At 40.4% G+C, this 26,706-nt stretch carries 29 protein-coding genes; 2 read left to right on the forward strand and 27 right to left on the reverse strand.

Features of this window, described 5'->3' with window-relative positions; genetic code table 11:
* Window positions 1-9: 9 nt before the first annotated feature.
* From pstA to HMPREF0849_RS06295, 19 genes are all read right to left on the reverse strand, one after another.
* Entirely contained in the window at window positions 10-894 is an 885-nt protein-coding gene (gene pstA / locus HMPREF0849_RS06205; protein WP_000543047.1) for a phosphate ABC transporter permease PstA, read from the reverse strand.
* Window positions 884-1,801 (reverse strand): phosphate ABC transporter permease subunit PstC, encoded by a 918-nt coding sequence (gene pstC, locus HMPREF0849_RS06210; RefSeq protein ID WP_001070953.1) that lies wholly within the window; start codon window positions 1,799-1,801, stop codon window positions 884-886. Before pstC ends, pstA begins: the two co-directional genes overlap by 11 nt.
* Window positions 1,801-2,679: a phosphate ABC transporter substrate-binding protein PstS gene (locus tag HMPREF0849_RS06215; RefSeq protein ID WP_009013644.1), complete on the reverse strand. Its 879-nt coding sequence runs from the start codon at window positions 2,677-2,679 to the stop codon at window positions 1,801-1,803. The genes pstC and HMPREF0849_RS06215 overlap by 1 nt, the downstream gene beginning before the upstream one ends.
* Window positions 2,680-2,889: 210 nt before the next feature.
* The gene (locus tag HMPREF0849_RS06220; protein WP_001160240.1) at window positions 2,890-4,194 is read right to left on the reverse strand and encodes an RsmF rRNA methyltransferase first C-terminal domain-containing protein; all 1,305 of its coding nucleotides are present in this window, start codon (window positions 4,192-4,194) and stop codon (window positions 2,890-2,892) included.
* Window positions 4,195-4,968, reverse strand: coding sequence for an inositol monophosphatase family protein (locus HMPREF0849_RS06225; RefSeq protein ID WP_000448244.1), 774 nt, complete (start codon window positions 4,966-4,968; stop codon window positions 4,195-4,197). It abuts the gene before it with no gap.
* Window positions 4,958-5,236 (reverse strand): UPF0223 family protein, encoded by a 279-nt coding sequence (locus HMPREF0849_RS06230; RefSeq protein ID WP_001041963.1) that lies wholly within the window; start codon window positions 5,234-5,236, stop codon window positions 4,958-4,960. Before HMPREF0849_RS06230 ends, HMPREF0849_RS06225 begins: the two co-directional genes overlap by 11 nt.
* The gene (locus tag HMPREF0849_RS06235; RefSeq protein WP_009013645.1) at window positions 5,237-5,638 is read right to left on the reverse strand and encodes a Spx/MgsR family RNA polymerase-binding regulatory protein; all 402 of its coding nucleotides are present in this window, start codon (window positions 5,636-5,638) and stop codon (window positions 5,237-5,239) included.
* 220 nt (window positions 5,639-5,858) lie between these two features.
* A complete protein-coding gene (locus HMPREF0849_RS06240) occupies window positions 5,859-6,476 on the reverse strand; it encodes a TIGR01906 family membrane protein (RefSeq protein ID WP_000850608.1) in 618 nt (205 codons plus the stop codon).
* A complete protein-coding gene (locus HMPREF0849_RS06245) occupies window positions 6,466-7,239 on the reverse strand; it encodes a TIGR01457 family HAD-type hydrolase (RefSeq protein WP_000323529.1) in 774 nt (257 codons plus the stop codon). The genes HMPREF0849_RS06240 and HMPREF0849_RS06245 overlap by 11 nt, the downstream gene beginning before the upstream one ends.
* A 10-nt stretch (window positions 7,240-7,249) precedes the next feature.
* Window positions 7,250-7,987: an acyl-[acyl-carrier-protein] thioesterase gene (locus tag HMPREF0849_RS06250; protein ID WP_000524786.1), complete on the reverse strand. Its 738-nt coding sequence runs from the start codon at window positions 7,985-7,987 to the stop codon at window positions 7,250-7,252.
* Between the two features lie 4 nt (window positions 7,988-7,991).
* Entirely contained in the window at window positions 7,992-9,122 is a 1,131-nt protein-coding gene (hemW, locus tag HMPREF0849_RS06255) for a radical SAM family heme chaperone HemW (RefSeq protein WP_001170058.1), read from the reverse strand.
* 73 nt (window positions 9,123-9,195) lie between these two features.
* Window positions 9,196-9,594, reverse strand: coding sequence for a YtxH domain-containing protein (locus HMPREF0849_RS06260; protein ID WP_000517390.1), 399 nt, complete (start codon window positions 9,592-9,594; stop codon window positions 9,196-9,198).
* A 15-nt stretch (window positions 9,595-9,609) separates the two neighbouring features.
* A complete protein-coding gene (locus tag HMPREF0849_RS06265) occupies window positions 9,610-9,993 on the reverse strand; it encodes a DUF948 domain-containing protein (RefSeq protein WP_000895027.1) in 384 nt (127 codons plus the stop codon).
* The gene (gene lgt, locus HMPREF0849_RS06270) at window positions 9,994-10,782 is read right to left on the reverse strand and encodes a prolipoprotein diacylglyceryl transferase (protein WP_000609707.1); all 789 of its coding nucleotides are present in this window, start codon (window positions 10,780-10,782) and stop codon (window positions 9,994-9,996) included.
* Window positions 10,775-11,710 carry an HPr(Ser) kinase/phosphatase gene (hprK, locus tag HMPREF0849_RS06275; RefSeq protein ID WP_000115190.1) on the reverse strand — a complete coding sequence of 312 codons (936 nt, stop codon included), beginning with the start codon at window positions 11,708-11,710 and terminating at the stop codon, window positions 10,775-10,777. Before hprK ends, lgt begins: the two co-directional genes overlap by 8 nt.
* Window positions 11,711-11,846: 136 nt before the next feature.
* Window positions 11,847-12,809, reverse strand: coding sequence for a hypothetical protein (locus HMPREF0849_RS06280; RefSeq protein WP_001209618.1), 963 nt, complete (start codon window positions 12,807-12,809; stop codon window positions 11,847-11,849).
* A gap of 64 nt (window positions 12,810-12,873) precedes the next feature.
* On the reverse strand, window positions 12,874-13,050 hold the full coding sequence (gene rpsU, locus HMPREF0849_RS06285; RefSeq protein WP_000048054.1) for a 30S ribosomal protein S21: 177 nt from the start codon (window positions 13,048-13,050) through the stop codon (window positions 12,874-12,876).
* A gap of 140 nt (window positions 13,051-13,190) precedes the next feature.
* The gene (locus HMPREF0849_RS06290; protein WP_000923697.1) at window positions 13,191-13,502 is read right to left on the reverse strand and encodes a hypothetical protein; all 312 of its coding nucleotides are present in this window, start codon (window positions 13,500-13,502) and stop codon (window positions 13,191-13,193) included.
* A gap of 152 nt (window positions 13,503-13,654) precedes the next feature.
* Window positions 13,655-14,362, reverse strand: coding sequence for a glucosamine-6-phosphate deaminase (locus HMPREF0849_RS06295; RefSeq protein ID WP_000864613.1), 708 nt, complete (start codon window positions 14,360-14,362; stop codon window positions 13,655-13,657).
* Between the two features lie 147 nt (window positions 14,363-14,509).
* Here HMPREF0849_RS06295 and queA point away from each other — a divergent pair, with 147 nt between their 5' ends.
* On the forward strand, window positions 14,510-15,538 hold the full coding sequence (gene queA / locus HMPREF0849_RS06300; RefSeq protein ID WP_001090173.1) for a tRNA preQ1(34) S-adenosylmethionine ribosyltransferase-isomerase QueA: 1,029 nt from the start codon (window positions 14,510-14,512) through the stop codon (window positions 15,536-15,538).
* A gap of 39 nt (window positions 15,539-15,577) precedes the next feature.
* Here the strand turns inward: queA and HMPREF0849_RS06305 are convergent, their stop codons facing one another.
* The 5 genes from HMPREF0849_RS06305 to HMPREF0849_RS06325 are packed head-to-tail and all read right to left on the reverse strand — an operon-like array spanning window position 15,578 to window position 20,278.
* Window positions 15,578-16,438, reverse strand: coding sequence for a YihY/virulence factor BrkB family protein (locus tag HMPREF0849_RS06305; protein ID WP_000759516.1), 861 nt, complete (start codon window positions 16,436-16,438; stop codon window positions 15,578-15,580).
* A gap of 29 nt (window positions 16,439-16,467) precedes the next feature.
* The gene (locus HMPREF0849_RS06310) at window positions 16,468-18,522 is read right to left on the reverse strand and encodes a cation:proton antiporter (RefSeq protein WP_000421612.1); all 2,055 of its coding nucleotides are present in this window, start codon (window positions 18,520-18,522) and stop codon (window positions 16,468-16,470) included.
* 11 nt (window positions 18,523-18,533) lie between these two features.
* Window positions 18,534-18,788 carry a hypothetical protein gene (locus tag HMPREF0849_RS06315; protein ID WP_000361094.1) on the reverse strand — a complete coding sequence of 85 codons (255 nt, stop codon included), beginning with the start codon at window positions 18,786-18,788 and terminating at the stop codon, window positions 18,534-18,536.
* Window positions 18,781-19,338, reverse strand: a complete 558-nt coding sequence (locus HMPREF0849_RS06320; RefSeq protein ID WP_000828420.1) for a tRNA (mnm(5)s(2)U34)-methyltransferase — start codon at window positions 19,336-19,338, stop codon at window positions 18,781-18,783. Before HMPREF0849_RS06320 ends, HMPREF0849_RS06315 begins: the two co-directional genes overlap by 8 nt.
* Window positions 19,322-20,278 (reverse strand): TIGR01212 family radical SAM protein, encoded by a 957-nt coding sequence (locus HMPREF0849_RS06325; protein WP_000867033.1) that lies wholly within the window; start codon window positions 20,276-20,278, stop codon window positions 19,322-19,324. The genes HMPREF0849_RS06320 and HMPREF0849_RS06325 overlap by 17 nt, the downstream gene beginning before the upstream one ends.
* A gap of 91 nt (window positions 20,279-20,369) precedes the next feature.
* On the opposite strand from HMPREF0849_RS06325, the gene HMPREF0849_RS06330 reads away from it, so the two are divergent.
* Window positions 20,370-20,729 (forward strand): DUF3397 domain-containing protein, encoded by a 360-nt coding sequence (locus HMPREF0849_RS06330; RefSeq protein ID WP_008281343.1) that lies wholly within the window; start codon window positions 20,370-20,372, stop codon window positions 20,727-20,729.
* An 81-nt stretch (window positions 20,730-20,810) separates the two neighbouring features.
* On the opposite strand, the gene HMPREF0849_RS06335 is transcribed toward HMPREF0849_RS06330, so the two are convergent.
* The 3 genes from HMPREF0849_RS06335 to HMPREF0849_RS06345 form a co-directional block, all read right to left on the reverse strand.
* Entirely contained in the window at window positions 20,811-21,551 is a 741-nt protein-coding gene (locus HMPREF0849_RS06335) for a class I SAM-dependent methyltransferase (RefSeq protein ID WP_000573478.1), read from the reverse strand.
* Window positions 21,552-21,757: 206 nt separating this feature from the next.
* The gene (locus tag HMPREF0849_RS06340) at window positions 21,758-25,396 is read right to left on the reverse strand and encodes a Cna B-type domain-containing protein (RefSeq protein WP_009013648.1); all 3,639 of its coding nucleotides are present in this window, start codon (window positions 25,394-25,396) and stop codon (window positions 21,758-21,760) included.
* A gap of 593 nt (window positions 25,397-25,989) precedes the next feature.
* A partial coding sequence (locus tag HMPREF0849_RS06345) for a SpaA isopeptide-forming pilin-related protein (protein ID WP_000596129.1) occupies window positions 25,990-26,706 on the reverse strand: 717 nt, incomplete at its 5' end.

Genomic DNA, 26,706 nt, shown 5'->3' on the forward strand with positions numbered 1-26,706 from the left:
GCTTCTCCTTTAGGCAGCGGTTAATTTCTTGTGTAAATAGCTTCCGAGTTTGCGTGCTCCAAAGTTAAAAATCAAGATAAAGATGAGGAGCACAGCAGCAGAACCAGCAGATACAATGGTAGCATCAGGAATGGTTCCTTCACTGTTGACCTTCCAAATGTGGACAGCCAAGGTTTCTGCTTGACGGAAGATTGAGATAGGACTGGTAACACTGAGGATATTCCAGTTAGACCAGTCAAGGGCTGGAGCGGATTGTCCTGCCGTATAGATAAGAGCGGCAGCCTCACCAAAGATACGGCCAGAGGCCAAGACAACACCCGTTACGATACCTGGAAGGGCTTCTGGAATGACGACATGGACCACAGTCTCCCAACGAGAGATACCAAGAGCCAGACCAGCCTCACGTTGTGTATGGTGAACGTGTTTTAAACTGTCCTCAACATTTCGAGTCATCTGAGGAAGGTTAAAGACTGTCAAGGCCAAGGCACCTGAAATGATTGAAAATCCATACTCAAACTGGACTACAAAGATCAAGTAACCAAAGAGACCCACAACGACTGATGGTAGAGAAGACAAAATCTCAATACAGGTACGAATAAAATTAGTCACAGGTCCTTTTTTGGCATACTCAGCGAGGAAAACGCCAGCTCCCATAGACAGCGGAACAGAAATGATCAAGGTAATGACCAAAAGGAAGAAGGAATTGTAGAGCTGAATCCCGATACCCCCACCTGCTTGATAAGAGGAGGATTTCCCAGTCAAGAAGGACCAAGAGATATGCGGTAACCCTCTCACCAAGATATAGAGAATCAAAGATGCCAAGATGGTCACGATGATACCCGCGATGGTATAGAGGATAGCTGTTGCAAGTTTATCTAATTTCTTAGCGTGCATAGTTTTTCTTTCCTCTTTCTTTCGTAATCAATTTAATCACACTGTTAAAGGCTAAACTCATCAAGAGCAATACCAAGGCCAGTGACCAGAGTACGTTATTATCAACTGTTCCCATGACGGTATTTCCAATACCCATAGTCAAAACAGAAGTCAAAGTCGCAGCTGGTGTTGTTAACGAGGTTGGGATAACTGCTGAGTTTCCGACCACCATCTGAATAGCAAGGGCTTCACCGAAGGCACGCGCCATCCCAAAGACCACTGCAGTGAAAATACCTGAACGTGCTGCTTTCAAGGTCACACGCCAGATGGTTTGCCAACGAGTAGCTCCCATAGCTAAACTAGCTTCACGGTAATGACGAGGAACAGCACGCAAGCTGTCTGTTGTCATAAAGGTTACAGTTGGTAGGATCATGACAAAGAGAACGAAAATCCCTGACAAGATCCCAAAACCAGTTCCACCAAAGACGCTACGGACAAAAGGCACCACAACTTGCAAACCGATAAATCCATAGACGACTGAAGGAATACCGACGAGGAGTTCAATGGCTGGTTGCAAGATTTTTGCACCCTTTGGTGAGACTTCTGTCATAAAGACTGCAGCCCCAATAGCAAAGGGTGTTGCGATGAGAGCTGATAAAATCGTCACAATAAAGGAACCCAAAATCATCGGAAGGGCACCAAATTGTTTCCCTGAAGGATTCCAAGTTTGTCCAAAGAGGAAATCAAAAATGTTCACTCCATTGACAAAGAAGGTCGACAAGCCTTTTTGGGCTACAAAAATCAAAATCATCGCCACAATGATAACAATCAAAGAAAGGCAAGTGAATGTCAAACTTTTACCAAACTTCTCAAGGCGAGAGTTCTTTGAAGGAGAGAGTAATTTTTTAGATAATTCTTCTTGATTCATTATTGACCTCCTTCTACTGCTGTAACAGTACCTGAAGCATCCTTTTGGACTTTTATCTCAATGATGGAAATATAACCCATTCCCTTAACAATTCCATTTTGGGCTTCATCTGAGAGTACGAAATTCAGGAATTCAGCAGCTAACTCATTTGGCTGACCGAGTGTGTACATATGTTCATAAGACCACAAAGGCCAGCTGTTGGTCGTTACATTCTCAGATGTAGGTTCATATCCATTCAGTTTCATGCTTTTCACGGAGTCATCTACATAGGCAAAAGCCAGGTAAGAAATGGCTCCAGGCGTTTGGGATACAATCGACTTGACCATCCCGTTAGAATCCTGCTCTTGGCTCTGCATTGCTGCTTGGCCATTCATAACGACCGTATCAAACGTCGCTCGTGAACCAGAACTTGCTGCTCGGTTGATGATTGAAATGGCCAGGTCTTTGCCCCCAACTTCTTTCCAATTGGTCACTTCACCTGTAAAGATTTTGCGAAGTTGCTCGGTTGTAAGATTTTCAACATCCACTTCTTTGTTTACAATCACTGCAAGACCAGCCACTGCAACCTTGTGGTCTACTAGGGCTGAAGCATCGATTCCTTCTTTTTCCTCTGCAAAGACGTCAGAGTTCCCGATGTCAACTGCTCCAGACTGGACTTGTGATAGTCCTGTACCCGATCCACCACCTTGAACATTAACTGTTTTTCCGATGTTTCTAGAACCGAATTCATCTGCTGCCGCTTCGACAAGAGGCTGAAGAGCAGTTGAACCAACGGCTGTCATGGATTCTCCACGATCAATCCAGCTAGCACATCCTGCTAGAGAACCTGCCATCAAAAGAGCTGCAAGAGACATGACGAGCTTTTTTCTTATTTTCACTGTTATTCTCCTTGAACATAATGATAAATGTTCTGATTTCTTCCGTTTGTCCTGATCATCCAATAATCATCAATGATTGTCCCGCTTTATTTTATCTAGACATTCTTCGGAGCGGACAATTCCATCGTATAATATAAGTAATAATGAAAGACTATCAGAAAAAACTCATACTTCCACTATAACATAGAATAGGCTCTTTGACTAGCTTTTTCACCTGAATCTGAGCCCTTTTGGATAATAATTTTTCAAAACATTTCCCGTTACTTTGGCAAAGCCTAATCCGTTTCCTTGAACCACAACTTGATACCATCCATTTGGTCGAGCTTCAGTCAATTGAACAGTCTCACCAGCCACATATTTTACAAAGTCCTCATCATTGATTTCGACCCTTTGTTTTACTTGGCTTGGTTTCAAGGCTAATCCCAGAGCAAAGCTTGGTTCGAAGCGTTTCTTCTTAAAAGTACCCAGATGGAGGCCATTTCTAGCAATTTTGAGTTTCCCTAGATTAGGTAGCATCTCTGGCAAAAGATAGAGTTGATCTCCAAAAGTCTGCAAGATACCAGTTAGATTGACCTGTAAGTGTTTTTGGGCAAATTCTTGCCACAAGTCCAGCTGTTCACGACTGAGATTGCTCTTGCTAGCTTTGAATTTAGGTGCTGGATTTTCTCCCTTAAACTGTAAGTGTGCAACAAACTGGCCTTCTCCCTTGAAATGATGAGGATACATCCGCGCAGTTTCAGGAAGATCAATTCCTGCTACCATACCGTTCACATGCTCGACTGGAAGCAATTCAAAATCATAAGTATCCAGCAACCAGTGGATGATTTCTTCATTTTCCTCTGGCGCCCAGGTACAGGTGGAATAAACAAGACGCCCACCTTCTGCAAGCATGGTCACTGCATCTTCTAAAATTTCTCTTTGGAGATTGGCACATTGGCAAGGATAAGCGGTACTCCAATAATCCATTGCATCTGACTGCTTACGAAACATCCCTTCACCCGAGCAAGGTGCATCAAGGACAATCACATCAAAGTAACCTTTAAAAACCTTGGCCAAGCGGTCAGCAGATTCATTAGTCACAACAACATTTGTCGCTCCAAATCGCTCCATATTTTCTACTAAAATCTTAGCACGCTTACTTGAAATTTCGTTGGAGACAAGGACTCCTTGATTAGCCAGATAAGCTGCTAGTTGAGTGGATTTTCCACCTGGTGCTGCCGCCAAGTCCAAAACCTTCATACCGGGAAGGGGTTGAGCTACCTGGGCCACCATTTGGGCTGCAGGCTCTTGCGAATAAACGAAACCTGTCACGTGCTCTGGTGACTTCCCAGAAACCTTACCATAATACCCCCAAGGTGTATTGGGAATAGCATCAGCAAACGATAACTGACTTTCTTTTAAGGGATTGACCCGAAAAGCCGAAACCGCTTCTTGTTTAAAAGAGGCAAGAAAGTCTCTTGCCTCATCTTCTAGTATCGCTTCATATTTTTCAACAAATCCTTCTGGAAATTGCATTTAGTTTTCTTTCCTTTCGTAGATATAAGACTGAATCTCTTCTTGCATCTCGATTGGCACCATCATGACAGGCTGACGCGTTTTAAAATCAGCGGGCTCACCTGATACCGTAAGAAGACGATAACCCAGACTTTCCCCTAAGATACTGGCCGCAGCGTAATCCCATGGTTGCAGGTAGGTAATATAAGTCAGAAGACGACCACATAAAACCTTGGCAAAACTAATAGCCGCACTGCCATAGACACGGACTCCCAACGCTGCTCGACCCAAATCCGCCAAGCCCCACTCATTGCTTTCAAACATACCTGAGTTACCGGCAACTAAAAATTCTTGAAGAGGTTTCTTTTTAAAAGGCGGTAAGGGCTCATTATTGCGAAAAGGAGGAAAGGCACCACCACCATGGTAACAATCCCCTTTCATGACATCATAAATGATACCGAATTTCCCAACCCCATTCTCAAAGTAGGCCAACATCACGGCAAAATCTTCCTTCTGGGCGACAAAGTTATTGGTACCATCAATGGGATCAATCACCCAAACATTCCCCTGGCCGACTGCCGTACGCAAACAGCCCTCTTCCGCGCAAATCAAGTCTTCTGGATAAGATGCTAAAATTCTACCAACCAAGAGATCCTGAACTTCCTTATCCAAACGCGTCACCAAGTCGGTAGGTGAAGATTTTCGCTCGACCTGCAAATCTTCTTGCATGTGGGCCAAAATGTAATCTGCAGCTTCCTGCACAATCTGTTTGGCAAATTCAAATTTAGTTTCCAAGAGAAATCTTCCCTTCTCTTTTTTCTTTTGCTAATTGAACTGCATGATAGAAGGAATAACCGCTCGCTGTCTCAAATTCGCGACCTAAGCGTTTTTCTTCGCTTTTGCTCGGAACCACAGACTTAAATTTCTTGTAGGAATCTAGCAGTTTTTTAGCTTCTACCTTGTCTTCATAGGCAGCTTCAACATCATTAAAAAAAGAAAGCACTGAAGCAAGTTCTTCAGTGCTCCACGACAAATCTAGTGGGTAACTATACTGTTTGTTCATCTATCCTATACCAGCTCTCAATGTTGCTTCTTTTAGTTCTTGTTTACGGTAACTACGAGGGAGAAAAGCACGAATCTCATCTTCATTAAAACCGATCTGCATGCGTTTGGTATCTATAATAATTGGGCGACGCAAAAGACTAGGATATTGCTCAATCAACTGAAGCAACTCCGATACCGAGATACTCTCTACATCAATATCCAATTTTTGAAAAATTTTTGAACGAGTTGAAATGATGTCATCAGTACCATTTTCGGTCAAGGAAAGAATATGTTGTAATTCTTTTCTTGTTAAAGGACTAGTCATAATATTATGCTCTTGAAAGGGCACTTTATACGTCTCTAACCAAGCCTTTGCCTTACGACATGATGTACAACTCGGTGATAAAAATAGTGTAATCATGCTTTTCTCTTCTTTTATCTATACTTGCTATTTCTATTATACAAAAAAATAAAGCGCTTGACTAGGTATTTTTAGAAAAAAAGCCTATTTTTTCATAGAAAATAGACTGTTTTCTGCAAAAATCTCCTGCTTTGCAAGTTTATCTTTAGGATAACCTAACAATAAATAGGGAGCAGAGCAACTTCTCTCGTTTTTTATTAAAAATACAGAATTTTTTCCACTATTTCCTTGAAGCTTTAGCAAGAAGGAAACCAAACATTCCTTCATACAAAGCAAAGAAAAGTAAAAAGGCATGGAGAAAGAAAGTCTCTGGCAAAATCCAAATAACGGGATCCTTTGCTGGATCAAAAAGCCAGGTATCATCTCCCACAAAGAGAATCTGATGGAAAAGAGTAAAGAATTGCTCAAAACCAATCAACACTCCTACAAGGCCAATGACTAGAGGCAATAGTACTAGAGTTAAAATACTTTTACGATATAAGGGGAGAAAACTCTTTTTTACAATCTTTCTAACAAAGAAATAGAAACTTGGAAGTGTCACCAAAGTGACTAGCTGAACCAAGTGGAAGAGATTCTTCACCACCGCAAAGTGGTGTAGCCCTGCCGCTGATGAACGAAAATCTGGCATCTCTAAAACCTGACTAAAGGGATTGGTCAGGTAATTCATCAAGATATGAAAATTGTATTGAATGGTTTCGGGCTTTAGATAGACTCGATTTGCTAAGTTCAGCCACTGAATCTCCAAAGGATAGAAAATCCATGCCAGATAAATGGTTAAGAGAATAGACAGGGAGAGGAAAAAGAGCATACTTCCCCAAAAGGTTAGTTTAGTTTTCATCAAAATTCCACTCCGCAAGGCTAGAAACTACATGAGTTGGTGCGATTGGCAAGTCTGCCACTTCTTCTGCCTTGGTAAAACCTGTTGTCACTAAGAGCGTTGGAATACCATTGTCAATCCCTGCTCGGATATCCGTCAGGTAATTGTCCCCAACCATGAGCAATTCTTCTCTTTTAAAACCTAAGTGCTCAACCGCCTTGTCCATGATGATCGCATTCGGTTTCCCGATATATACTGGTTTGACCCGTGTTGCTACTTCAAGAAGTGTAATTAGTGAACCAGCACCAGGCAAGAGACCACGTTCCGTCGGGATATTGAGGTCAGGGTTGGTTCCGATAAAGTGAGCCCCCTTTTGAATGGCTAGAGTCGCCGTCGCAAATTTTTCATAGTCTACTTGCCAGTCCAGTCCAACGACCACATAGGCTGGACTTTCCTTGTCTTCGACATAACCAGCAGCCTTGATAGCTTCCTTGAGTCCTGCTTCTCCGATGACATAGACTGTCTTTTCCAGTCCCAAGTCGTTCATATAGTCGATGGTTGCCAAAGTCGCTGTGTAGACAGTTGATAAAGGCGTGTTGATATTAAAATTCTTAGCCAACATCTCTTGTACACTCTCAGGAGTACGAGTTGTATTATTGGTCACAAAGAGGTAGGGAATTTCTCTTTTTTGTAACTCATGGACAAAAGCCTCACCCGCCGGAATCCGGTCTTTCCCCTTGTAAATGGTTCCGTCTAAATCAATTAAATAACCTTTATAAGCCATATCGTCCTTTCTAATTGCCTTCAATTTCTTGCCACGTAATCATAGCTTGGGCATTGATCTCGCCATCACTGATAATCTCATGCTTGCTTTCTAGTCCCTTGAGTTCATAAGCTGAAGCAATCATACCACCTGGTCGCACTTCTTTGACATACTTGAGATTGATTTTCTTTGGAATATACTTGGTCAAAAAGTCTGCTCCCATGACCTCAAAAATCCAATCCAAATATTTGCTATTATTGACATGACCATTCATATCCAAGTCGTAAAAACGAACATGGTAGTCTTTACTGATCGGGTCTTCTAGGTTAGCATACTTTGGCCCACGGATGAGTTTTTTATCAAACTCAGACTGGTAAGGAGCAACAATCTCCGGTTCGACAGCATGAACTTTCCGACTGTCTCTGTCCATGAGAACAAAGGTTGCTACCATGCGAATGATTTCTTGACCTGCTTCATCATAGATAGTGAAACGGCGGTAGCAAAAAAGACGATTGTAAGTCAATGCTTCTGTTTCAATCGTAATCTCCTCAGCAAAGCGAGGCAAGCGAACCACGTCAATCGCATAGTCTGTAATAATCCAGACCAGATTGTAACGTTCTAACATATCCTTGTCACTAACTCCCAGTTCAATCGACTGCATACCTGATACTTGCAAGGACAGCAAAATCACATCTGGAAGTTTGATATGACCGTTCATGTCCGCCATATCAAAAGGAATTTTCATTTTCATTTGATAAGTTAAGCCCATTGTTCTACTCCAAAATAAATCGTTCTGCTACAGTGTCTCCTAAGAAGAGACCTCTTTTTGTCATTCGGACACGATCACCGTCGATCTGCATAAGTCCTTGTTGAACCAAGTCTCTGATGATTTCGCCATAAAGTCCATCAAAGGACCGTCCAAATTTTTCCTCAAATCGAGCCATGGAAACCCCGGATTTTTTCCGGAGGCCTAGGAACATTTCTTCTTCCATCTGCTCCCTTTGACTCAGGTGTTCTTCTGTAATCCGAGCATTTCCTGCCTCTACCGCATTGAGATAGTGGCGGATAGGACCATGATTTCTATAACGCACTCCATTCACATAACCTGAAGCACCCGCACCAATACCATAATACTCGGCATTATCCCAGTACATGAGATTGTGGCGACTTTCAAATCCGGGTTTAGAGAAATTGGAAATCTCATAATGCTCAAAACCAGCTCGCTCCAGTTCTGCGATGATGTACTCAAACATCTCCGCTTCTAACTCTTCCTTGGGTAGGGGCAACTTCCCTCGTCGCATGCGGTTCATAAAGACCGTATGATTTTCCAAAATCAAGCTATAAAGGCTCATATGAGGAATATCAAGCGAGATAGCCTTAGCCACATTGTCCTTGACCTGAGCCATAGTTTGACCTGGAAGAGCATAGATTAGATCAATGGAGATATTGTCAAAACCAGCCAGTTTGAGACGGTCGATATTATCATAAATATCCTTCTCCAAGTGACTACGCCCGATCTTTTTCAGCATTTTGTTATCAAAAGTCTGCACACCTAAGGAAACACGATTGACTGGCGACTGTTTCAAAACCGCAATCTTATCCGCGTCCAAATCGCCTGGATTGGCCTCAATGGTCAACTCTTCCAAGACAGACAAGTCCAAGTTTTTAGACAAGCCATCTAAGAGCAGCTCTAATTGCGGAGCGGACAGAGCTGTTGGCGTCCCACCTCCAATATAGAGAGTTCGCAACTTTTGGATATCATAAGAATGGAACTCCTCTAGCAGATGCTCCAGGTAACTATCTACTGGTTGATTCTTGATAAATACTTTTGAAAAGTCACAATAATAACAAATCTGTGTACAAAAGGGAATATGCACATAGGCGGACGTTGGTTTTTTCTGCATAGTATTTATTATACCACAAAGACAGACTTGCAGATAAAAATCACCATCTCCAAAAACCAGAGATGGTGATACCTTATACTTCAGTAATATCGATGATGATTTCTTCTTGGTCTTCAGCGACGTCTGGAGTTGCTGACTGTTCTTGCCATTGCTCCTTGAGATTGTTAAAGGTTTCCTTGGATGCTTCCGTCGCTTGTCGAGCACAGTTTTTAGCTTGGTCAAGGACACTATCAAAAGTGATTTCACCAGATTCTACTTGTTCCTTTGTTTTCAGAACAAAGTCCGTTGCCTGTTCCTTCACTTCAGTTAGTTTCTCACAAACCTGCTCTCTAGCATATTCTGGATCTTCTCTCAAATCATCTAGAAAATCCTGAGCTTGACTACAAACTTGCTTACCCTTGTCACTCGTCAAAAACAAAGCAAGAGCAGCACCTGAAACTGTTCCTAAAAGGATAGAGGATAGTTTTCCCATAAGATTTCTCCTTTTTTATTTTTTGAAAAATTTACTTGCGAAACGAAGAGCGGACAAGCTTGCACCTGTTTTAATGGTCTTTGAACCAGCAGATGAAGCCTTTTTACCTAAAACACGTGCATGTTGGTTGAGATCAGATACTGACTCAGATAAGTCAGCCACAGCCGTAAAGAGTGGATCAATCGTCGCAACTTTGATATTGATATCGTCTGCCAACACATTGACCTTAGCCAACAATTCATTGGTCTGATGCAAGGTAACGTTCACATCTGAGCTCAACGTTTTGATGGTTTTCTCTGTCTCATCAATCATACGACCTGCTTTTTGAATCGTGATTGTCAAATAGACTAAACAGACAATCAAAGCAATCGCAACAAGTATATATGCAACTTCTAACATTTATTTTTCCTCCTCTGTATGATAGAAAGGGGCTTTCTTTCGATTTTGATAAAGTATGATAAAAATACCGAGTCCGATAAGGATAACTGATAACCATTGGGAAACTCGCAGACCAAAGAACATGAGGCTGTCTGTCCGCATTCCTTCGATGATCATACGACCAAAACCATACCAAATCAAGTAGAAAGCAGTGATATGACCACGTCTGATTCCCTTCAATTTTCGTCTAAAAATCAGAATCAAAGCAAATCCAATCAGATTCCAAACCGACTCATATAAGAAGGTCGGCTGACGGTAGCTACCGTCAATGTACATCTGGTCACGGATAAAGCCTGGCAAATAATCCAGACTATCTACCGCTGCACCATAGGCTTCTTGGTTAAAGAAGTTCCCCCAGCGCCCTAAACTCTGGGCAATCATGACGCTCGGTGCTGCAATATCTAAGAAATCCCAAGTATTGATCAGCTTTCTATCTGCAAAGATATAAAGGACAATAGCGCCCGCTATCAAACCTCCGTAAATGGCCAAACCACCATTCCAGATGGCGATGATTTCACCTGGATTTTGCAGATAATAATCTAAGCGAAAGAGTACGTAGTATAGTCTAGCACCTAAAATAGCTACCGGAAAAGCAATCAGGATAAAATCCAAAATATCATCTGATAGAATTTTCTTTTTAGGAGCTTCTTTCATGGCAAGATAAACTGCTAAAACCAAACCAGCTACAATACACAAAGCATACCAACGAATAGCAAAGGGACCAATTTCAAATGCGACTGGATTAATCATGTTTCACCTCATTTTGAGCGATTAGATTTGTCAAGCGTTCTTCAAATAAACGTGTCGCATCAAAACCCATTTCTTTAGCACGATAGTTCATGGCAGCTGCCTCAATGACAACGGAAATATTGCGTCCTGTTTTTACTGGGATGCGGATACGCGGAATCGTTACACCAGAAACCTCGAGTTCTTCAGCATTGTTTCCTAGACGGTCAAAGGTCTTATGCGTATCATAATTTTCCAAATAAACTGCTAGCTGAACTTGTGAAGAATCTTTTACAGCACTTGCACCATAGAGACTCATGATATCGATAATCCCAACTCCACGAATCTCAAGTAAATGCTTCAAGATTTCAGCAGGTTCGCCCCAAAGAGTCATCTCATCCTTAGAATAAATATCTACACGATCGTCTGCTACTAGACGGTGTCCACGCTTCACAAGTTCAAGACCTGTCTCGCTCTTACCGATACCGCTATCTCCTTGGATCAAGACACCCATGCCATAGATATCCATCAAGACACCATGCACGCTAGTACGTTTAGCCAAACGGGAATCAAGGTAGCTAGAAAGTTCTCCAGATAAACGACTGGTTGCTGTTCGACTGGTTAAAATCGCAATCTTGCATTCCCTAGCAGCCCTCAACATTTCCTCTGGTACCACCAGGCCACGGGCCACGATAACCGCAGGTGTTTCAGGTAGAAACATTTTCTTCAAAACTTGATAACGGTTCTGGGCAGGCATGGCAACTAAATAGGACCACTCCTTCATCCCTAACAGCTGAATCCGTTCTGGTGTATAGTAATCAAAATAGCCCGTCATTTCAAGACCAGGTCTCATAATGTCCGCAGTATTGATTTCTTTTTCAAGTAATTCGCCTTCACCATAGACAATATCTAGTCTGAGTTTTTCAATGACATCTCTTACTAAAACCGACATAATTTCCTCCTTCAATCGAGTTCTCCCTACTATTATATCAGATTGTAGTTGGAAGTTTCCTTTTTTTGCAGAATTTACAGTATTTATTTGATGTTGCTTGGGAAAAGATTTGACTAGGAAGTCTTTTCGTACTCCTTCAAATTAACCGAGACAAATCTACTGCAAATCGGTCAACGTCTATCACCAAGTCCCTTCCAGATTTTTCTAAGTAAATCCTTGGAAGACCTTTTGTTAATATTCTGTTTGCATCAGCCATATCTTGAGGATAGGTATAGAACTGTTGACCTTGTGGAAACTGATTTTGGACTTGCCATTCTTCAAAGTCCTTCAAAAAAGTCTTATGAGACGGCATGCTGACTTCTTCGAACAAGGAATGGTCAAAAAATCGTACCAAACGATATAGACCATGAATCTCATCCGCAAAGCACTTATCAATCTTTTCATAAGGATAACCTCGTCTCTGATAAGCTTGGCATAAACTTTGTAAGGACTCACTTAATGCAACAGCATCTTTTCTTGCCAAGTTTATAAAATACCGAACAGAAAATTCTTCCATACCAGTTCGTTTTTTCTTCCCTAAAAACTGTTGTGCACGCAAGAGAGACTCGGATAATTTTTCTTCATCTTGATAATAAAGAGCGTATAAAATATTAATCACATTTTCTGGATAATAAGTTCCTTTCAACAAGGGTAAATCTTTGGGGATGAATGATGGAATGACTGAAAAATCGTTACAAGCAAAAGAGGTAAACAAGCCTTTCAAAATCCCATCTGTGTAGATGGTTCCACTTGCCAACAAACCACCTCTCAACAACCCGGTTCTTCCTGTTTGCCATAGAGCGTTGTTTAACTGCTTATAATCCCCATCTAAAAACGCAGCATAATAGGCAAAATATTTAATATCATCTAGCAATAAGCTACTGTATAATTTTACCCTTAAAACCTTGTCAGACGATACTTTTGAATCTGTCAAATACTTTTCAAAAATTCTTTGGTTTGACTCTTCAAATTCCTTCCAATCGATCGGATCAGCACAATAACCCCAATCTTCCAAGTGATTTTCACGCATCTTTTGATATTCTTTTATATACTCTCTCATAACAATTTATTCCTCTAAACACTATGTAAAAAAAGACTAGACAAGTCTAGCCTTTCATTTCAAATTAGAATTTTTTACGTTTACGAGCTGCTTCTGATTTACGTTTACGTTTTACAGAAGGTTTTTCATAGAATTCACGTTTGCGTGTTTCTTGAAGAGTACCAGCTTTAGTAACCGCACGTTTGAAACGACGAAGTGCATCGTCAAGAGATTCATTCTTACGTACTACTGTTTTAGACATTTTTTTCACTCCCTTCAAGTTCAAGATCTATTCCATTTTACACGCAAAATGAATAATTGTCAAGGGAAAACCTACATTTATTCCGATTTTCCGATTCAATAATTACTTTCTTGCCTATACTTTATCAAATCCACCAATTTTTACATCAAACCATACAACTTCCTTACTGCTTGTTCAAAAGGTTCAATATACTCCCAATATTCATCAGGAAGATTCGAAATCTTACCCAAGTCATTGCTATCAAAATGATATACCAGATGACGAAGAATTTGATTTTCAATAAAATGCAAATCCCTCATCTGATCTATACTAATAGACTCGAGCTTTTCTACGTAGCGACATAAATCAGCCAGCGACTGCGAATCAAATGCTTTTTCCTCGTGTAAATAATAGAGAAAGCTTTTGTTTTCAGCTCGTATATTGTCTTTTATCAGATTATTTTCTAATAGCATACTTTCATTCTCTCCTTGTATATCATAAAATAGTAAAAATTGAACCTAACTAGATATAGTTGTTCTACCAATCTATTATACCACTTCTTTCTATTGACTCATGAAAGCTAGAAAAAACCACTCACTCCAAAGAGCAAGTGGTTCTTGTATTTTTACTTTTCAAGTAAGCTGAGCGCTTCTGCATCAGCGATAATAGTCACATCAGGGTGATTTTGTAGACTGCTTGCTGGGAGATTCTCAGTCACTGGGCCAGACACTGTTCCGGCAATGGCTTCTGCTTTCGACTCACCGTAAGCAAAGAGAATAATTGACTTGGCATCCAAGATGTTTTTAATTCCCATTGAAATGGCTTGAGTTGGAACATCTTCAATCTTGTCAAAGAAACGTGCATTGGCTTCGATGGTAGATTGATCAAGTTCTACTAGATGCGTTTGGCTATCAAATGGAGTTCCTGGCTCGTTAAAGCCGATATGTCCATTGCGACCAATTCCCAAGATTTGCAAATCAACAGGATGGTCAGCTAAAATTTGATTGTAGCGTTCTACTTCTTCTTCAGCATTATCCTTAACACCACGTGGCAAGAAACTTTCTTTAAATGGTTTTTTGTTGAACAAGTTTTCTTGCATGAAGTAACGGTAAGATTGTGGATTGTCCCCATCAAGCCCTACATACTCATCGAGATTTACACTGGTTAGATTTGAAAAATCAAGGTCACTCTCAACGATTTCCTTGTAAAACTCAAGCGGACTGCTTCCTGTTGCAAGTCCTAATGTTTGAGCACCATTGTCCAATTTTTCCTTCAAAATCTCAAAAGCTACTTTTCCACCTTCGACTTGATTCTCAACTTTTATAACTTTCATTTTATATCCTCCATATTTCTATATTTATTATATGGTATAGACCAATTTTTGTCAAGTGAAAACGATTTAATTTCTAAAAAAAGAGCGCCCAAACTTGAAACATGTTATAATGGATAAGATTAGAACTTAGAAAGAATGAAGAGATATATGAATACAGCTGATTTTGATTTCCACTTACCTGAGGAATTGATTGCCCAAACGCCCCTTGAAAAACGAGATTCCTCCAAACTCCTTATCGTTAATCGCGAGACGGGAGAAATGCAGGATAAACACTTCCACTCCATTATCGACATGCTGGAACCTGGTGATGCCCTTGTCATGAATGACACCCGTGTTCTCCCTGCCCGCCTCTATGGTCAAAAAGAGGAGACAGGAGGTCATGTGGAGCTTCTCCTGCTCAAAAATACTGCAGGTGATGAGTGGGAGGTTCTCGCTAAACCTGCCAAACGCCTCAAGGTTGGTACTCGTGTCAACTTTGGCGATGGTCGCCTCAGCGCTGTTGTTACGGAAGAATTGACCCACGGGGGCCGCATTGTCCGCTTTGAATACCAAGGAATTTTCCTAGAAGTTTTGGAAAGTCTGGGAGAAATGCCATTGCCACCTTATATCCATGAAAAACTGGATGACCGTGAACGCTATCAAACGGTCTACGCTAAAGAGAGTGGCTCTGCTGCAGCACCGACTGCTGGATTGCACTTCACCAAAGAACTGCTAGCAGAAATCCAAGCCAAGGGTGTTCATCTGGTCTATCTCACTCTTCACGTCGGACTCGGAACCTTTAGACCTGTCTCTGTTGACAATCTGGACGAACATGAAATGCACTCTGAATTCTACCAGCTCTCTGAGGAAGCAGCTGCCACCCTTCGCTCTGTTAAGGAAAATGGAGGTCGCGTCATCGCTGTTGGAACCACTTCGATTCGCACACTGGAAACCATCGGTTCCAAGTTTAATGGGCAAATCCAATCAGATTCTGGTTGGACCAATATCTTTATCAAACCAGGCTACGACTGGAAGGTTGTGGATGCTTTTTCAACTAATTTCCACCTGCCCAAGTCAACTCTCGTCATGTTGGTTTCTGCCTTTGCCGGTCGTGACTTAGTCCTAGATGCCTATCACCATGCCATCCAAGAACACTACCGCTTCTTCAGTTTTGGAGATGCCATGTTTATCTATTAAGAAAATCCCTATTAGGAAACCTAATAGGGATTTTTCTAATTATTCCATACTAAACTCTGGATCTTTCAAACTCTGAACACTGGCATTGATAACTGCTCCGATAATCAAAATCTTTGCAATGAGAATAAACCAGAACATCATGACTACCACGATAATGGAACTGAAAAATCGAACGTCAACCAGATGATTGACATAACTATTGACGTAGACAGAAAAGATATTCAATAAAAAGATAAGAGTTAGCAAGACAAAGACACTTCCTGGTAAAACATAGCGGATTCGTGGTGCTTTTACTTTTGGAAGGAAGTAATAAATCATAACCAGAATGGCAAAGATCAAGGCATAGACCAGAGGGCCTGTAAAATCTTGCAGGTAGGAAAATAGCGGACTGTCTGATTGCCAGTAAGTTTTGAGGAGGTTGAGCAACATACGACCAAACATACTCAAAAATAAGGCAAAGGCAAAAAGGATCTGCAAGCCAAAACTAACAAGTAGACTCATCAACTGATGGGAGATAATGCCTCGACTCTTGGTCACCCCATAGGCTTTGTTAAAGGCTTTTTGGAGGAAATCCATTGATTTCGAAAAGGTCCAGAGTGCAGATAAAACGGCAAAACTCAGCAAACCAGTTGATGGTTGAGTCAGAACTTCTCGGACAATCTTGGCAACCACATCATACACCGTATCAGGCAAGAATTCCTTGATCGTCAGTAAGAAATTTGAGACTGGAATCTGAAAATAAGGCAAAATATTGACCATTATCATTAGCAAAGGAAAGATTGAAATCAACCAATAGTAGGCAACCGCAACACTGGTCAACTCGCTATCAGATGCTTGATAATAATGCAAAAAAGCTTTCAATAAGGGCCTGTCCATCAGCTCTTTCCACCACTTTTTCATGTTCCATCCTCCGTCATTTTCTTCATCATTTAAGTTCTTCTGATTAAATCTAGCATATCATAAGGCAAGGTATTTGCAGCCTCTTTCAGAGAATAATTCTCTAAATTATTCACATTTTGGCGTAGTTTTTTAGCATACTTGGCTGTTATCAGTTTAGCTTCTTCGTATTCAAAGATTGCCTTACGTTCGAGATAGTAGCCTCGTAGCATTTCATCGATATTGTTTGGCTTGATGCGATTGATAACCCGCTCAACAAAGGCACCACTTCCGATAATGGCCGTCTCGCGTAGACGAGACTCTTGCATAAAGCTAATCAGAGAACTCTTGTAAACCCCTTTGAGGTTTTCCAAACTCTCGATAATCAGCTCTGTATTTTCCAAATACAACTCTGAAATCTGATCATAGTCAACTGCTAGTAGTTTACGAGATTCTTCATTCATCCAACTACGGAAAGTTTTGCCAAAGGTAAACATTTCATGGAGTAGAAAGCGCAATATCCGTAAGGAAACTAGGAAGTAATAAGTCACTCTAGAAGCGAAATTTCGATTGATACTCTGCTCCATGTTTTTTAGGTAACGTTGGTAAACTCGATAGCCACGCTCGCTGATTCTATTTTCTTCGTAGGCTTGCTCCAAACCGTCACTCTCAATACTCAAGATAAGAAGCTTGAGGGACTCCCAGTCCTCTTGGACTCTCTTATTTTCCAGACTAAGGATGAGGTTTTCAATCCGACCATGATAGTTATCAATAGCTGCATAAAGAGGAAGTTTGTTTTTGTGATGGTCCAGTTCTTTTTCTAATTCTGCAGCTACATCATTCAAAATCGCAATATGCATCAAATGATCCTTGCTTTCCTCTTGTTCTTCAGATAAGTGAGGGAGAACCAATAAACCTGTTAGAAAGCTCAATAGTGTAACGCCTGCTACAAGGAAGAGTAAGAGAGGGTATTCCTGCTCCAAATGACTTGGTATGAGGAGAATGGTCGCGATAGATACTGTTCCTTTGACACCAGAGAAGGTCAAAAGAAGCATATCTTTCGTGTACTTATTAATTTTTTTCTTAAGTCGACGCGTCCTCACAAAGTAAAAACCAGCAATCATGACAAAGCGGATCGCAAAGAGTAAGAAGGTCAGAACGACAACTGAAAGCAGTAAAAGAAGGGGATTGTAGAGAGAATTAGACAAGATCGGCTCTGCTATCAACTCTAATTCCATTCCCAAGAGAACAAAGACTGATCCATTTAGCATAAAGGTCACGGTGTGCCAAACGGTCTCCGTCACGGTGTCTACCTGAGCCTCAAGGAGCGTAATTTTCTTAAAACGACTGGCCTTCAAAATACCTGCAACCACTACTGCGATAATCCCTGAAACATGAAACTCTTCTGCGATGAAAAAGGTCATGAGTGGCAAACTTAGCTCTAGCAATAGTTCACTAGCTATATCTATCGCTCGCACACTCAGTAAAAAGCTATGCAAGAAACGATTGACCATAGCCGTCACAAAACCAACTACAAAACCACCAAGGATAGAAAGTGCTAGGGAAGTTCCAGCTTGGCTGAGAGAAAACGTTCCTGTTGTCCAAGCAGCAAGAGCCATCTGAAAGGCAACCAAACCAGAAGCATCATTTAAGAGTCCTTCCCCTTTTAGGATATTAGAAACCCGTTTGGGAAAACGAAAACGTTCAGAAAGAGATGCGAAGGCAACCAAATCTGTTGGCCCAAGTGCCGCTCCAACTGCTAAACAGGCAGCCAAAGGAAGAGTCATCCAAAGGAAGTGAGCCATGCCTCCCAAGCTTAAGGTCGAGATAAAAATCACAGGAAAAATCAGAAAGACGACAATCCGCCAATGCTTCAAAATGGACGTAATATCCGCTTCTTCTGCCTCTCGGAAAAGTAAGGGACCAATAACCATGGCTAGAAACAGCTCTGTATTGAGATGAAAGTCCGCATCGGGAACAAATAAACCAATCCCAATCCCCAAAAGAATTTGTACAAGAGGAAGGGGCAAAAAAGGGAGAAGTTTATTAGTCGTGGTTGAAATGATTAAGACAAATAAAAATAGAATCAAGTAAATGAGTAATTCCACACAATTCCTCCTTAATCTTTTTTACAACAAGATTCAAAAATCTCCTTTTGCTCTTGGATTTTCTGATCAATCTTAGAACAGTCTTTGTGCTCAATTTTTTTCTGGCATCGTTCCATTTCAAGAGCCACTAATTTTTTCTTGATTTTAAGCATTTTCTTGCTCATATGTGCTTCATCGAGCACCCCGACTGCTCGCTCGTGATGCGTTGACTCGACAAAATTTTGGCGCATTGCCTCAAGCTTCTCACGAAGGTATTGTTTATCCATGTCTATACCTTTCTAATTTTTCAATCATAACTAAAAACGGTGGATTATTAACTTGGTTGAGAGTCCGATAAATGGCAACTGTATACTCTTGTTGGTTCAACTGGCTAACAAAATCCAATACAGCATCCCTCTCGGTGTCTCCTCCTTCATGACCATAGTAGATCATGATAGCAATCCGTCCCCCTTTGACAAGCAAATGACACAGATTTTCTAATGCTTCGATAGTAGTCTGAGGTTGAGTGATGACGGATTTGTCAGCAGAAGGTAAATAACCAAGATTAAAAATCCCTGCCTTAGCTTCTGTCACAAACTGGTCTAGTGTCTCATGACCTTTCAAGATTAACTGGGCATTTTTCATTCCAGCCTGATCCAAACGCTCTTGCGTCTTCTCCAAAGCCTGCTCCTGAATATCAAAGGCATAGACTTGCTTGGCTAGCTTGGCTAGAAAAAGGGTATCATGCCCATTACCCATGGTCGCATCCACAACAATATCCTCTTTTGTCACGACTTCAGCTAAAAAATCATGCGCCATCTCAAGTGGTCTTTTCATTTTCAAACTCCTGTTTTACAGCCTTACAGCCCTGAACACTTCCTCGGCGTCTCATTTCAGTTTCAATAGCATTTAGCACTTCCCATTTATTGAGGCTCCACATAGGGCCAATCAGCATATCTCTCGGTGCATCTCCTGTAATTCGATGGATGACGATATGCTTGGGAATGATTTCTAGTTGGTCACAAATGACCTTGACATACTCATCCTGACTCATCAGTTGCAAGCGTCCTTCGTGGTAATCTCGCTGCATCCGTGTATTGGTCATGAGGTGAAGCAAGTGCAGTTTAATTCCTTGAATATCATTATCCGTAACACAGCGACGGACATTTTCGACCATCATCTCATGAGTCTCACCAGGCAAACCATTGATCAAATGGGAAACAATCTCAATTTTGGGATATTTCCTCAAGCGTTTTACTGTTTCAACATACAATTCATAAGAATGGGCACGGTTAATCAGGTCAGAGGTTGCTTCAAAGGTTGTCTGTAAGCCCAATTCTACAGTCACATGCATGCGTTCCGATAACTCAGCCAAATATTCGATGGTTTCATCGGGTAAACAGTCTGGTCGTGTTCCGATATTAATCCCTACTACACCTGGCTCGTTGATAGCCTGCTCGTATCGCTCCCGAATCACTTCCACCTTTTCATGGGTGTTGGTAAAGTTTTGAAAATAAACCAGATACTTTTTAACTTCTGGCCACTTGCGGTGCATAAAGTCAATTTCCTTATAAAATTGCTCACGGATAGGGGCATCCGGTGCCACGATGGCATCTCCAGAACCTGAAACCGTACAAAAAGTACAACCACCGTGAGCTACAGTTCCATCCCGATTGGGACAGTCAAATCCCGCATCAATAGGAACTTTGAAAGTCTTTTCTCCAAAAAGTTTTCGATAATAATCATTCAAGGTATTATAAGATTTCATAACTTTCATTATAACAAAAAACACCTACAATCTCAAAAGCCTGACTTTCCTACAAATTCCCTTGTTTCTCATTTCCTTTAGCGTTTTTTTATGATACAATATGGGTATGATTTTAATGAAAATAGCATCTATTTTATTATTGATATTAACCTTGGTGGTTTGCTTTATTGTCACCAAGCTTTTCGGACTTAGGAAAATAGGATTTAATTTCGCGGATCTAGCTTTTCCACTGTTGGTATTTGAGTACTATCTGATTACTGCTAAAGCCTTTACCCACAACTTTCTACCGCGACTTGGTGTCGCACTTTCTCTCCTAGCAATCCTCCTTGTAATCTTTTTCCTTGTCAAAAAACGAAGTTTTTATTACCCTAAATTCATCAAATTCTTCTGGAGAGCCGGTTTTCTCCTTACCTTAATCATCTATATAGCTATGATTGTCGAATTGATGATGCTCCCATAAAAAAACATTCCCTCAGACAGCTGTCTAAGGGAATGTTTTTATCTTCATACTTACTTTCTAAGCTCTACCAAGATACTTTTTTTATTTCCTAAATGTTAAGGCGTAGAATTTACCATCCCAAAGAAGTTTCATTTCCTTTTCCTTAACTTCACTTGGAACAGCATTCTCAATTTCACTCAAATCAACAGTAGCATCTTTGAAATAATCCTTACTAAAATGATTTTTCTTATATTGCTGATCCACATAGTCAGCCGTCTCATCTGCAATTAAAATCTTAGTCCCTGGCTTCGCCACTCGTAGCATTTCCTGCATAGCCTTGGCCTTATCATTGAAAAAATTGATTCCGCCAATATGGTAGACAATGTCAAAACTATTATCCGCAAAGGGTAGATCCTCCGCGCAAGCATGGAAAAGTTGCAAATTAGTCTTTTTAGCGCAAGATTTCTGGCATTTTTCTAGCATACTGATAGAAATATCTACCCCTACAAAGTCTAAACTTTTCAGGTCAATTGTCTCAGGGATATAACGGAGGTCTTGACCAGTCCCGATAGAGACATAAAGAACAGATAAATTATCCTTCCATTCGATTTCTCCCATCAGATCCCTTCTCAACTTATCAATTGCCTTGCCGTGGAGAAGTGGTCCTATCCATTTCTCACTCATATCGTACCAGCGAGCCATACGGTTATACATGGTCATGTATTTTGCATTATCTCCAGATAGATAATCTGGATTAAGAGACAGATAGATATCGCCATCTTTTTGAAAATTTTCTACCTCTAAACCTGACTTCAATTTATCTTGTAATCTTGTTTCAATCATATACAACATCTCCTTTTCTATTTGTCACCTATTATAGTGGAATTCATCGCAAAAACAATAGCTTTTCAGTAAGTGGCAACTATCCACTTGTATCCGGTAGTAGAACCAGGGTCAGTTACAAAAAAACAAGTGCCAATTTCCATTGACACTTGTTTCCACTTTTAAACTGTCTTGCAAAATTTCGTGAAAGATACCGTTTAAAAAACTTAATCTTCTTTTTTGCGTCTTGCCAAGAATCCTGTTCCCAATCCAAGAAGGGCGATTCCAGCTACTAGAGTCGCTTGGTTAGACTCGCTTCCTGTATTAGGTAATTCCCCACCCTTTTTAGGCTTACCTGGTTCATTTGGTTTGCCAGGTGTTGGTTTTTCAGGAGTGTGCGTATTTGTAATGTTGTAACCTTCTACTGAAGCTGTATAACCATCTGGAACATTCACTTCTTCAACAGTGTAGGCAATCTCCTTACCTTCTTGATAACGATCAAGACCTGTAAACTCATAAGTCCAGCCACTTGTTTCTGACACTATAGCTGTCTGACCAGTTTCCTTACCATCTGCAAGAAGTTTTACGGTGATAGATGCTGGACGGATGCCATCTTTGTTATCTTCATCTTTCCAGATCTTCTTACCTTTTACAGATGTTTTCTCTGGTGTGTGGGTGTTGGTCACATTCATACCAGTTTCAGTAGCTGTGTAACCTGTAGGAACACCAACTTCTTTGACTGTGTACTCGATTGCTTTACCATTTTGGTAACGATCCAGTTCAGTGAATTCATACTTCCAACCTGTTTCAGCTGTTGCGATTGCTATCTTGCCAGTTTCTTTACCATTGGCAAGAAGAGCGACAGTGATAGATGCTGGACGGATACGATCTTGGTCGTTATTATCAATCCAGGTCTTTTGTCCACTTACAGCAATTTTTTCTGGTGTATATTCATTGGTAATGGTGTACTTGCCATCCTTATCTGTAGTGATGGTTGCTTTGTATTCTGTCATAGCAGTTTCTTTGACAGTATACTTGATTTCTTTACCATTCTCATACTTAGGAAGTTTTTTAGATTCGAACTTCCAGCCAGTTTTTTCTGAAACTTCAATTTCTTGAACAACTTTTTCGCCGTTAAGAATTTGAACTTTCACAGATGTTGTACGTTTGCCGTCTTGGTTGTTGTTATCTTTCCACACCTTAGTTCCTGAAAGGATGACTGTATCTGGATTGTGAGTGTTAGTAACTACTTGACCAGTTACAGAGGCTTTATAACCAGCTGGTACATCCACTTCCTTGATAGAATAGGTGATTTCTTTACCAGCTTCGTATTGTGGAAGATTTGTGAAGGATGCTACCCAAGTGTTAGCGTCAGTCTTCTCCTTAGCTGTTAAGGTCAATTTCTTACCTTCAACGGCTACTGGATCTGCGTTTCCTACTTTTTTATAAAGTTGAACCGTTACGGACTCAGGACGTTTACCGTCTTGGTTATTAGCGTCATTCCATACTTTTGTTACCTTGTAGTCGATTTCTTTAGGAGCATATTTGTTTGTGATGGTAAAGTCTGTAATAGTTGATTCGTATTCGGCTACGGCTTCTTCTGTTACAGTGTACTTGATTTCTTTACCAGCTTTATATTTTGCTAATTTTTCGAATGTAGCAGTCCAAGTTCCGTCTGTAGCTGCCTGGATCTCTTTCGATGCTACTTTCTCACCGTCTGCTAAAAGATTGATTGTAATCTTAGTTGGACGTTTACCGTCTTGGTTGTTTGCGTCATCCCAGTTCTTAGTTGCTTTTACATCAACTGTTTCTGGTGAATAGCTATTTGTGATAGTGAATCCTGATGCAGCGTCACCAGTAACCTTAGAAGTGTAACCAGCAACAGTTACTTCTACTACCGTGTACTGGATAGGTGTGCCGCCTTTATCAGCATCAAGGTCTTTGAAGCTTCCAGCCCAACCGTTCGCTTCAGTCAATGTAAGTGTCTTACCTGTATCTTGACCATCTGCAAGCAATTTAACTGTGACAGAAGTTGGACGTTTGCCATCTTGGTTGTTCTCGTCCTTCCATACTTTCTTCACAGGAACTTCCGTTTTTGCTGGAGTGTAAGTATTCTCGAAAGCTTTTTCATCATCGTAAGAAACAGTTGCTTCAAGTGCACCTTTGCCCTTATCTACTACAGTAACTGTAGCCGTGACAGTTTTAGTGTCGTACTTGATGCTTGTATCACTGCCAGCTTTTTCAGCAATTTTAAAGGTATAAGTCCCTGCTTTGTCGAATTCCAATTCTGAGAAAGCAATGTTTCCGTCTTTGTCATTCTTCACAGTTTCTTTCACCTTACCATCTTGGTCTGTTAAAGTGAATTCAAACTCTTCAGCCTTCAACTCACGTCCTGTAAGTTTTTTATTAGCTTTAATCTTAGCTTTAGCTTTGCTACGTTTATTTGTAACTGTTTTGATAGCTCCATCTTGTCCAACAGTCATCTCAAATGGAGTAGGATTCAACTCATATCCCTCAGGAGCCTCAATCTCGGTTACCGTAAAGTTCCCTTTCTTGATATCACTTTCTGAGTAAATAGATGACTCAGCAATTCCGTCATCATTTGTCGTTACAATTTCCTCTTTAGCCGTAGCTCCTGCCGGAGGAGTAATCTTGAATTTTGCTCCTTTTAGACGGTCATGAGTCAGCTCGTCGACCTTGTAAAGAATGATACGGTAACCAGTTTCTAACTGAATTGTACCGCCTGAAGCAACTACTGAGTTTCCGATTTGCTTAACGACTGTCTTATTACTATAGTCGTCATATGTAAGAATCTGGTCATCACCCTTCATTTCAGCATTGTTTTGGACTTGCGTGCCATCAGCTGGAGCACTTGTTTTATAATTAATTCGAAATGCTGCTGGTTTCCCGTTCTTCGCAAGAATTGAAGATGCATTGTTAATTGTTAAAGTAAATTCTGTGTAAGAATCATTCCATTTTACTTGGTAATCCTTACCAGCTTCTAAAACCACTTCATCTTTCAAATAATAATATTGATCATACCAACCTGCTGTGACGCTAAATGTTTCAGGAATCATTTGCATTGGTGAAGCATTTGGATCTACCCAGTCATGAATTTCAATTTTATTATAGGCTGCTTGTTTCGGATTAACACGAACATACCAGCTGTGTAAGTATTTTCCACTCTTATTTAGAGCCTTTGATGTCCAATCCTCTTTGTAAATCAAACCATGATATTTATTGAAATTAGCTCGACCGATTCCTTCAGAATAATCAGCCGTATCACCTTTTTTAACCTTGATTTGATGGGTGATTTCATTTATGGTTTCCGTTTTATCAAAACGGAGCGTTTCATTGCTTAATTCATTTTTAGAACTAAAACCAACAAAGAAATTCCCTTTAACGTTTTGGACTTGATAGCCACCTTTTTTCTCAAGATAGGTTTTCAGATTTTTTAATGTAATAGTTGCCTTACCACCATTATTATCCCCGTTTGATACAATTTGAGTTTCTCCGATAACGAGATCTGTTTCCCTATCTTTTAAATCAAAAGTTTCATTTCTAACAGTTAAAGGGCTCGGAACAGTAAAGGTAAAGGTATCACCGTCCTCTAATTTACCATCATAGGCGCTCAAATCGTAATCAACAGTGAATTTATAATTTGAGTAGTTATGATGTTCAGGAGAAAGTGTATAAACACCATTCGCATCTGGTTTTATAAACTTACCATTATCAACCTCCCAAATTCCAATATTACTGATAACGTTCTTCAGTTCCTTTGCTTGAACTGAATTTGGAGCAAAGATTATCCCTAGCAAACAGGCCAGAGAAGTTAGGATGGGTAACCAGAATTTCTTGTTCTTCATAATCTTCCTTTCTAAATTACCGAAAACATTAAACCGACAAACTATGATTATAAAATCTCAACACTCATCTCCTTTCGAATTCGTTGAAATCCATGAGGGTTATTGAATAAGTTGCATCATATTAACATATATCATAACTATATATAAGTGCAATATTTATCATATTTGTTCTATTTTTAATATAGAAACCTCCTTCAATTTCATTATAAAACAAAATTAACTTTTTTTGTAATATTATGAGGTTATTGCCTTTTGAAAATATTGACACAGTGTAAAATTACTGCCATAAAAACTAATTCTTTCATCAGACTGAAGTTTCTTTAAGTATAGTGTACACATACGAACAACTTCTCTTTTAAACAAACAGAAAGAAACATTGCACAAAACATTCCATTTATTTATAAGTTTGATACACCTTAATAATTATCCAAACTATTTTATATAAGTAAAAATCAGAAGAGATTTAGCAATAGTCATATACCATACTGGTAAATAGTTTAATTTATCATATTTCATTATTCTGAATCATAGAAAAAAGACCAGGGGGTTATCCCTGATCTTTCTTTACTGTACTTATTGGCTACTAAATGAGATTAGTCTTCTTTTCTTCGTTTAGTTGCAACAAGACCTGCACCTAAAGCTAGAAGAGCTAAACCTGCTGCTAATGCAGCTTGTCCAGATTCGCTTCCAGTGTTTGGTAGGTTAGGATTTTCTGGTTCAGTTTGGTCCGTTACTACTAACTTACCATCCTTAAACTCAACCTGATTTCCACTAGCATTTACCACTGTTACAGTTCCGTCGTAGTTAACTTGGAATGTAATATCTGTTACTGCTAAGTATCCAGTTGGAGCGGCCTCTTCATGGAAAGTATATACTCCCGGAGTCAAATCAAGTACATGTGATTGTTTGGCTTTTGAAGTCCATTCAGCCACAGGATTACCTGCAACTTTTTCTCCACGGAAAATTTGGATTTTTGCACCCGCGATTTCTTCACCCGCTAGATTTACCTTGCTGAAGGTGATCTTACGTGGAAGGTCATCGTCTTTGTCGGTTACAGTTACTGTTGAGCCGTTGGTTACGACTTTGTTTTCTTCACCTTTAGAGTCTTTCTCACCAACGTTGGTCACTTCCACTGTGCCATCATGTTTGACTTGGAAAGTGATATCGGTTACTTTGAGGTAGCCTGTTGGAGCGGCTTCCTCATGGAAGGTGTAAGTACCTGGAGCCAAGTTGAGATCTTTAGACTTACCAGCTTCTGAAGTCCAGCTTTCTACAGCTGTGCCTTCTGCCTTATCGCCTTTGTAGATCTT

Source organism: Streptococcus sp. C300, assembly GCF_000187645.1.
In the GTDB taxonomy this organism is placed as follows: Bacteria; Bacillota; Bacilli; order Lactobacillales; family Streptococcaceae; genus Streptococcus; species Streptococcus oralis_CQ.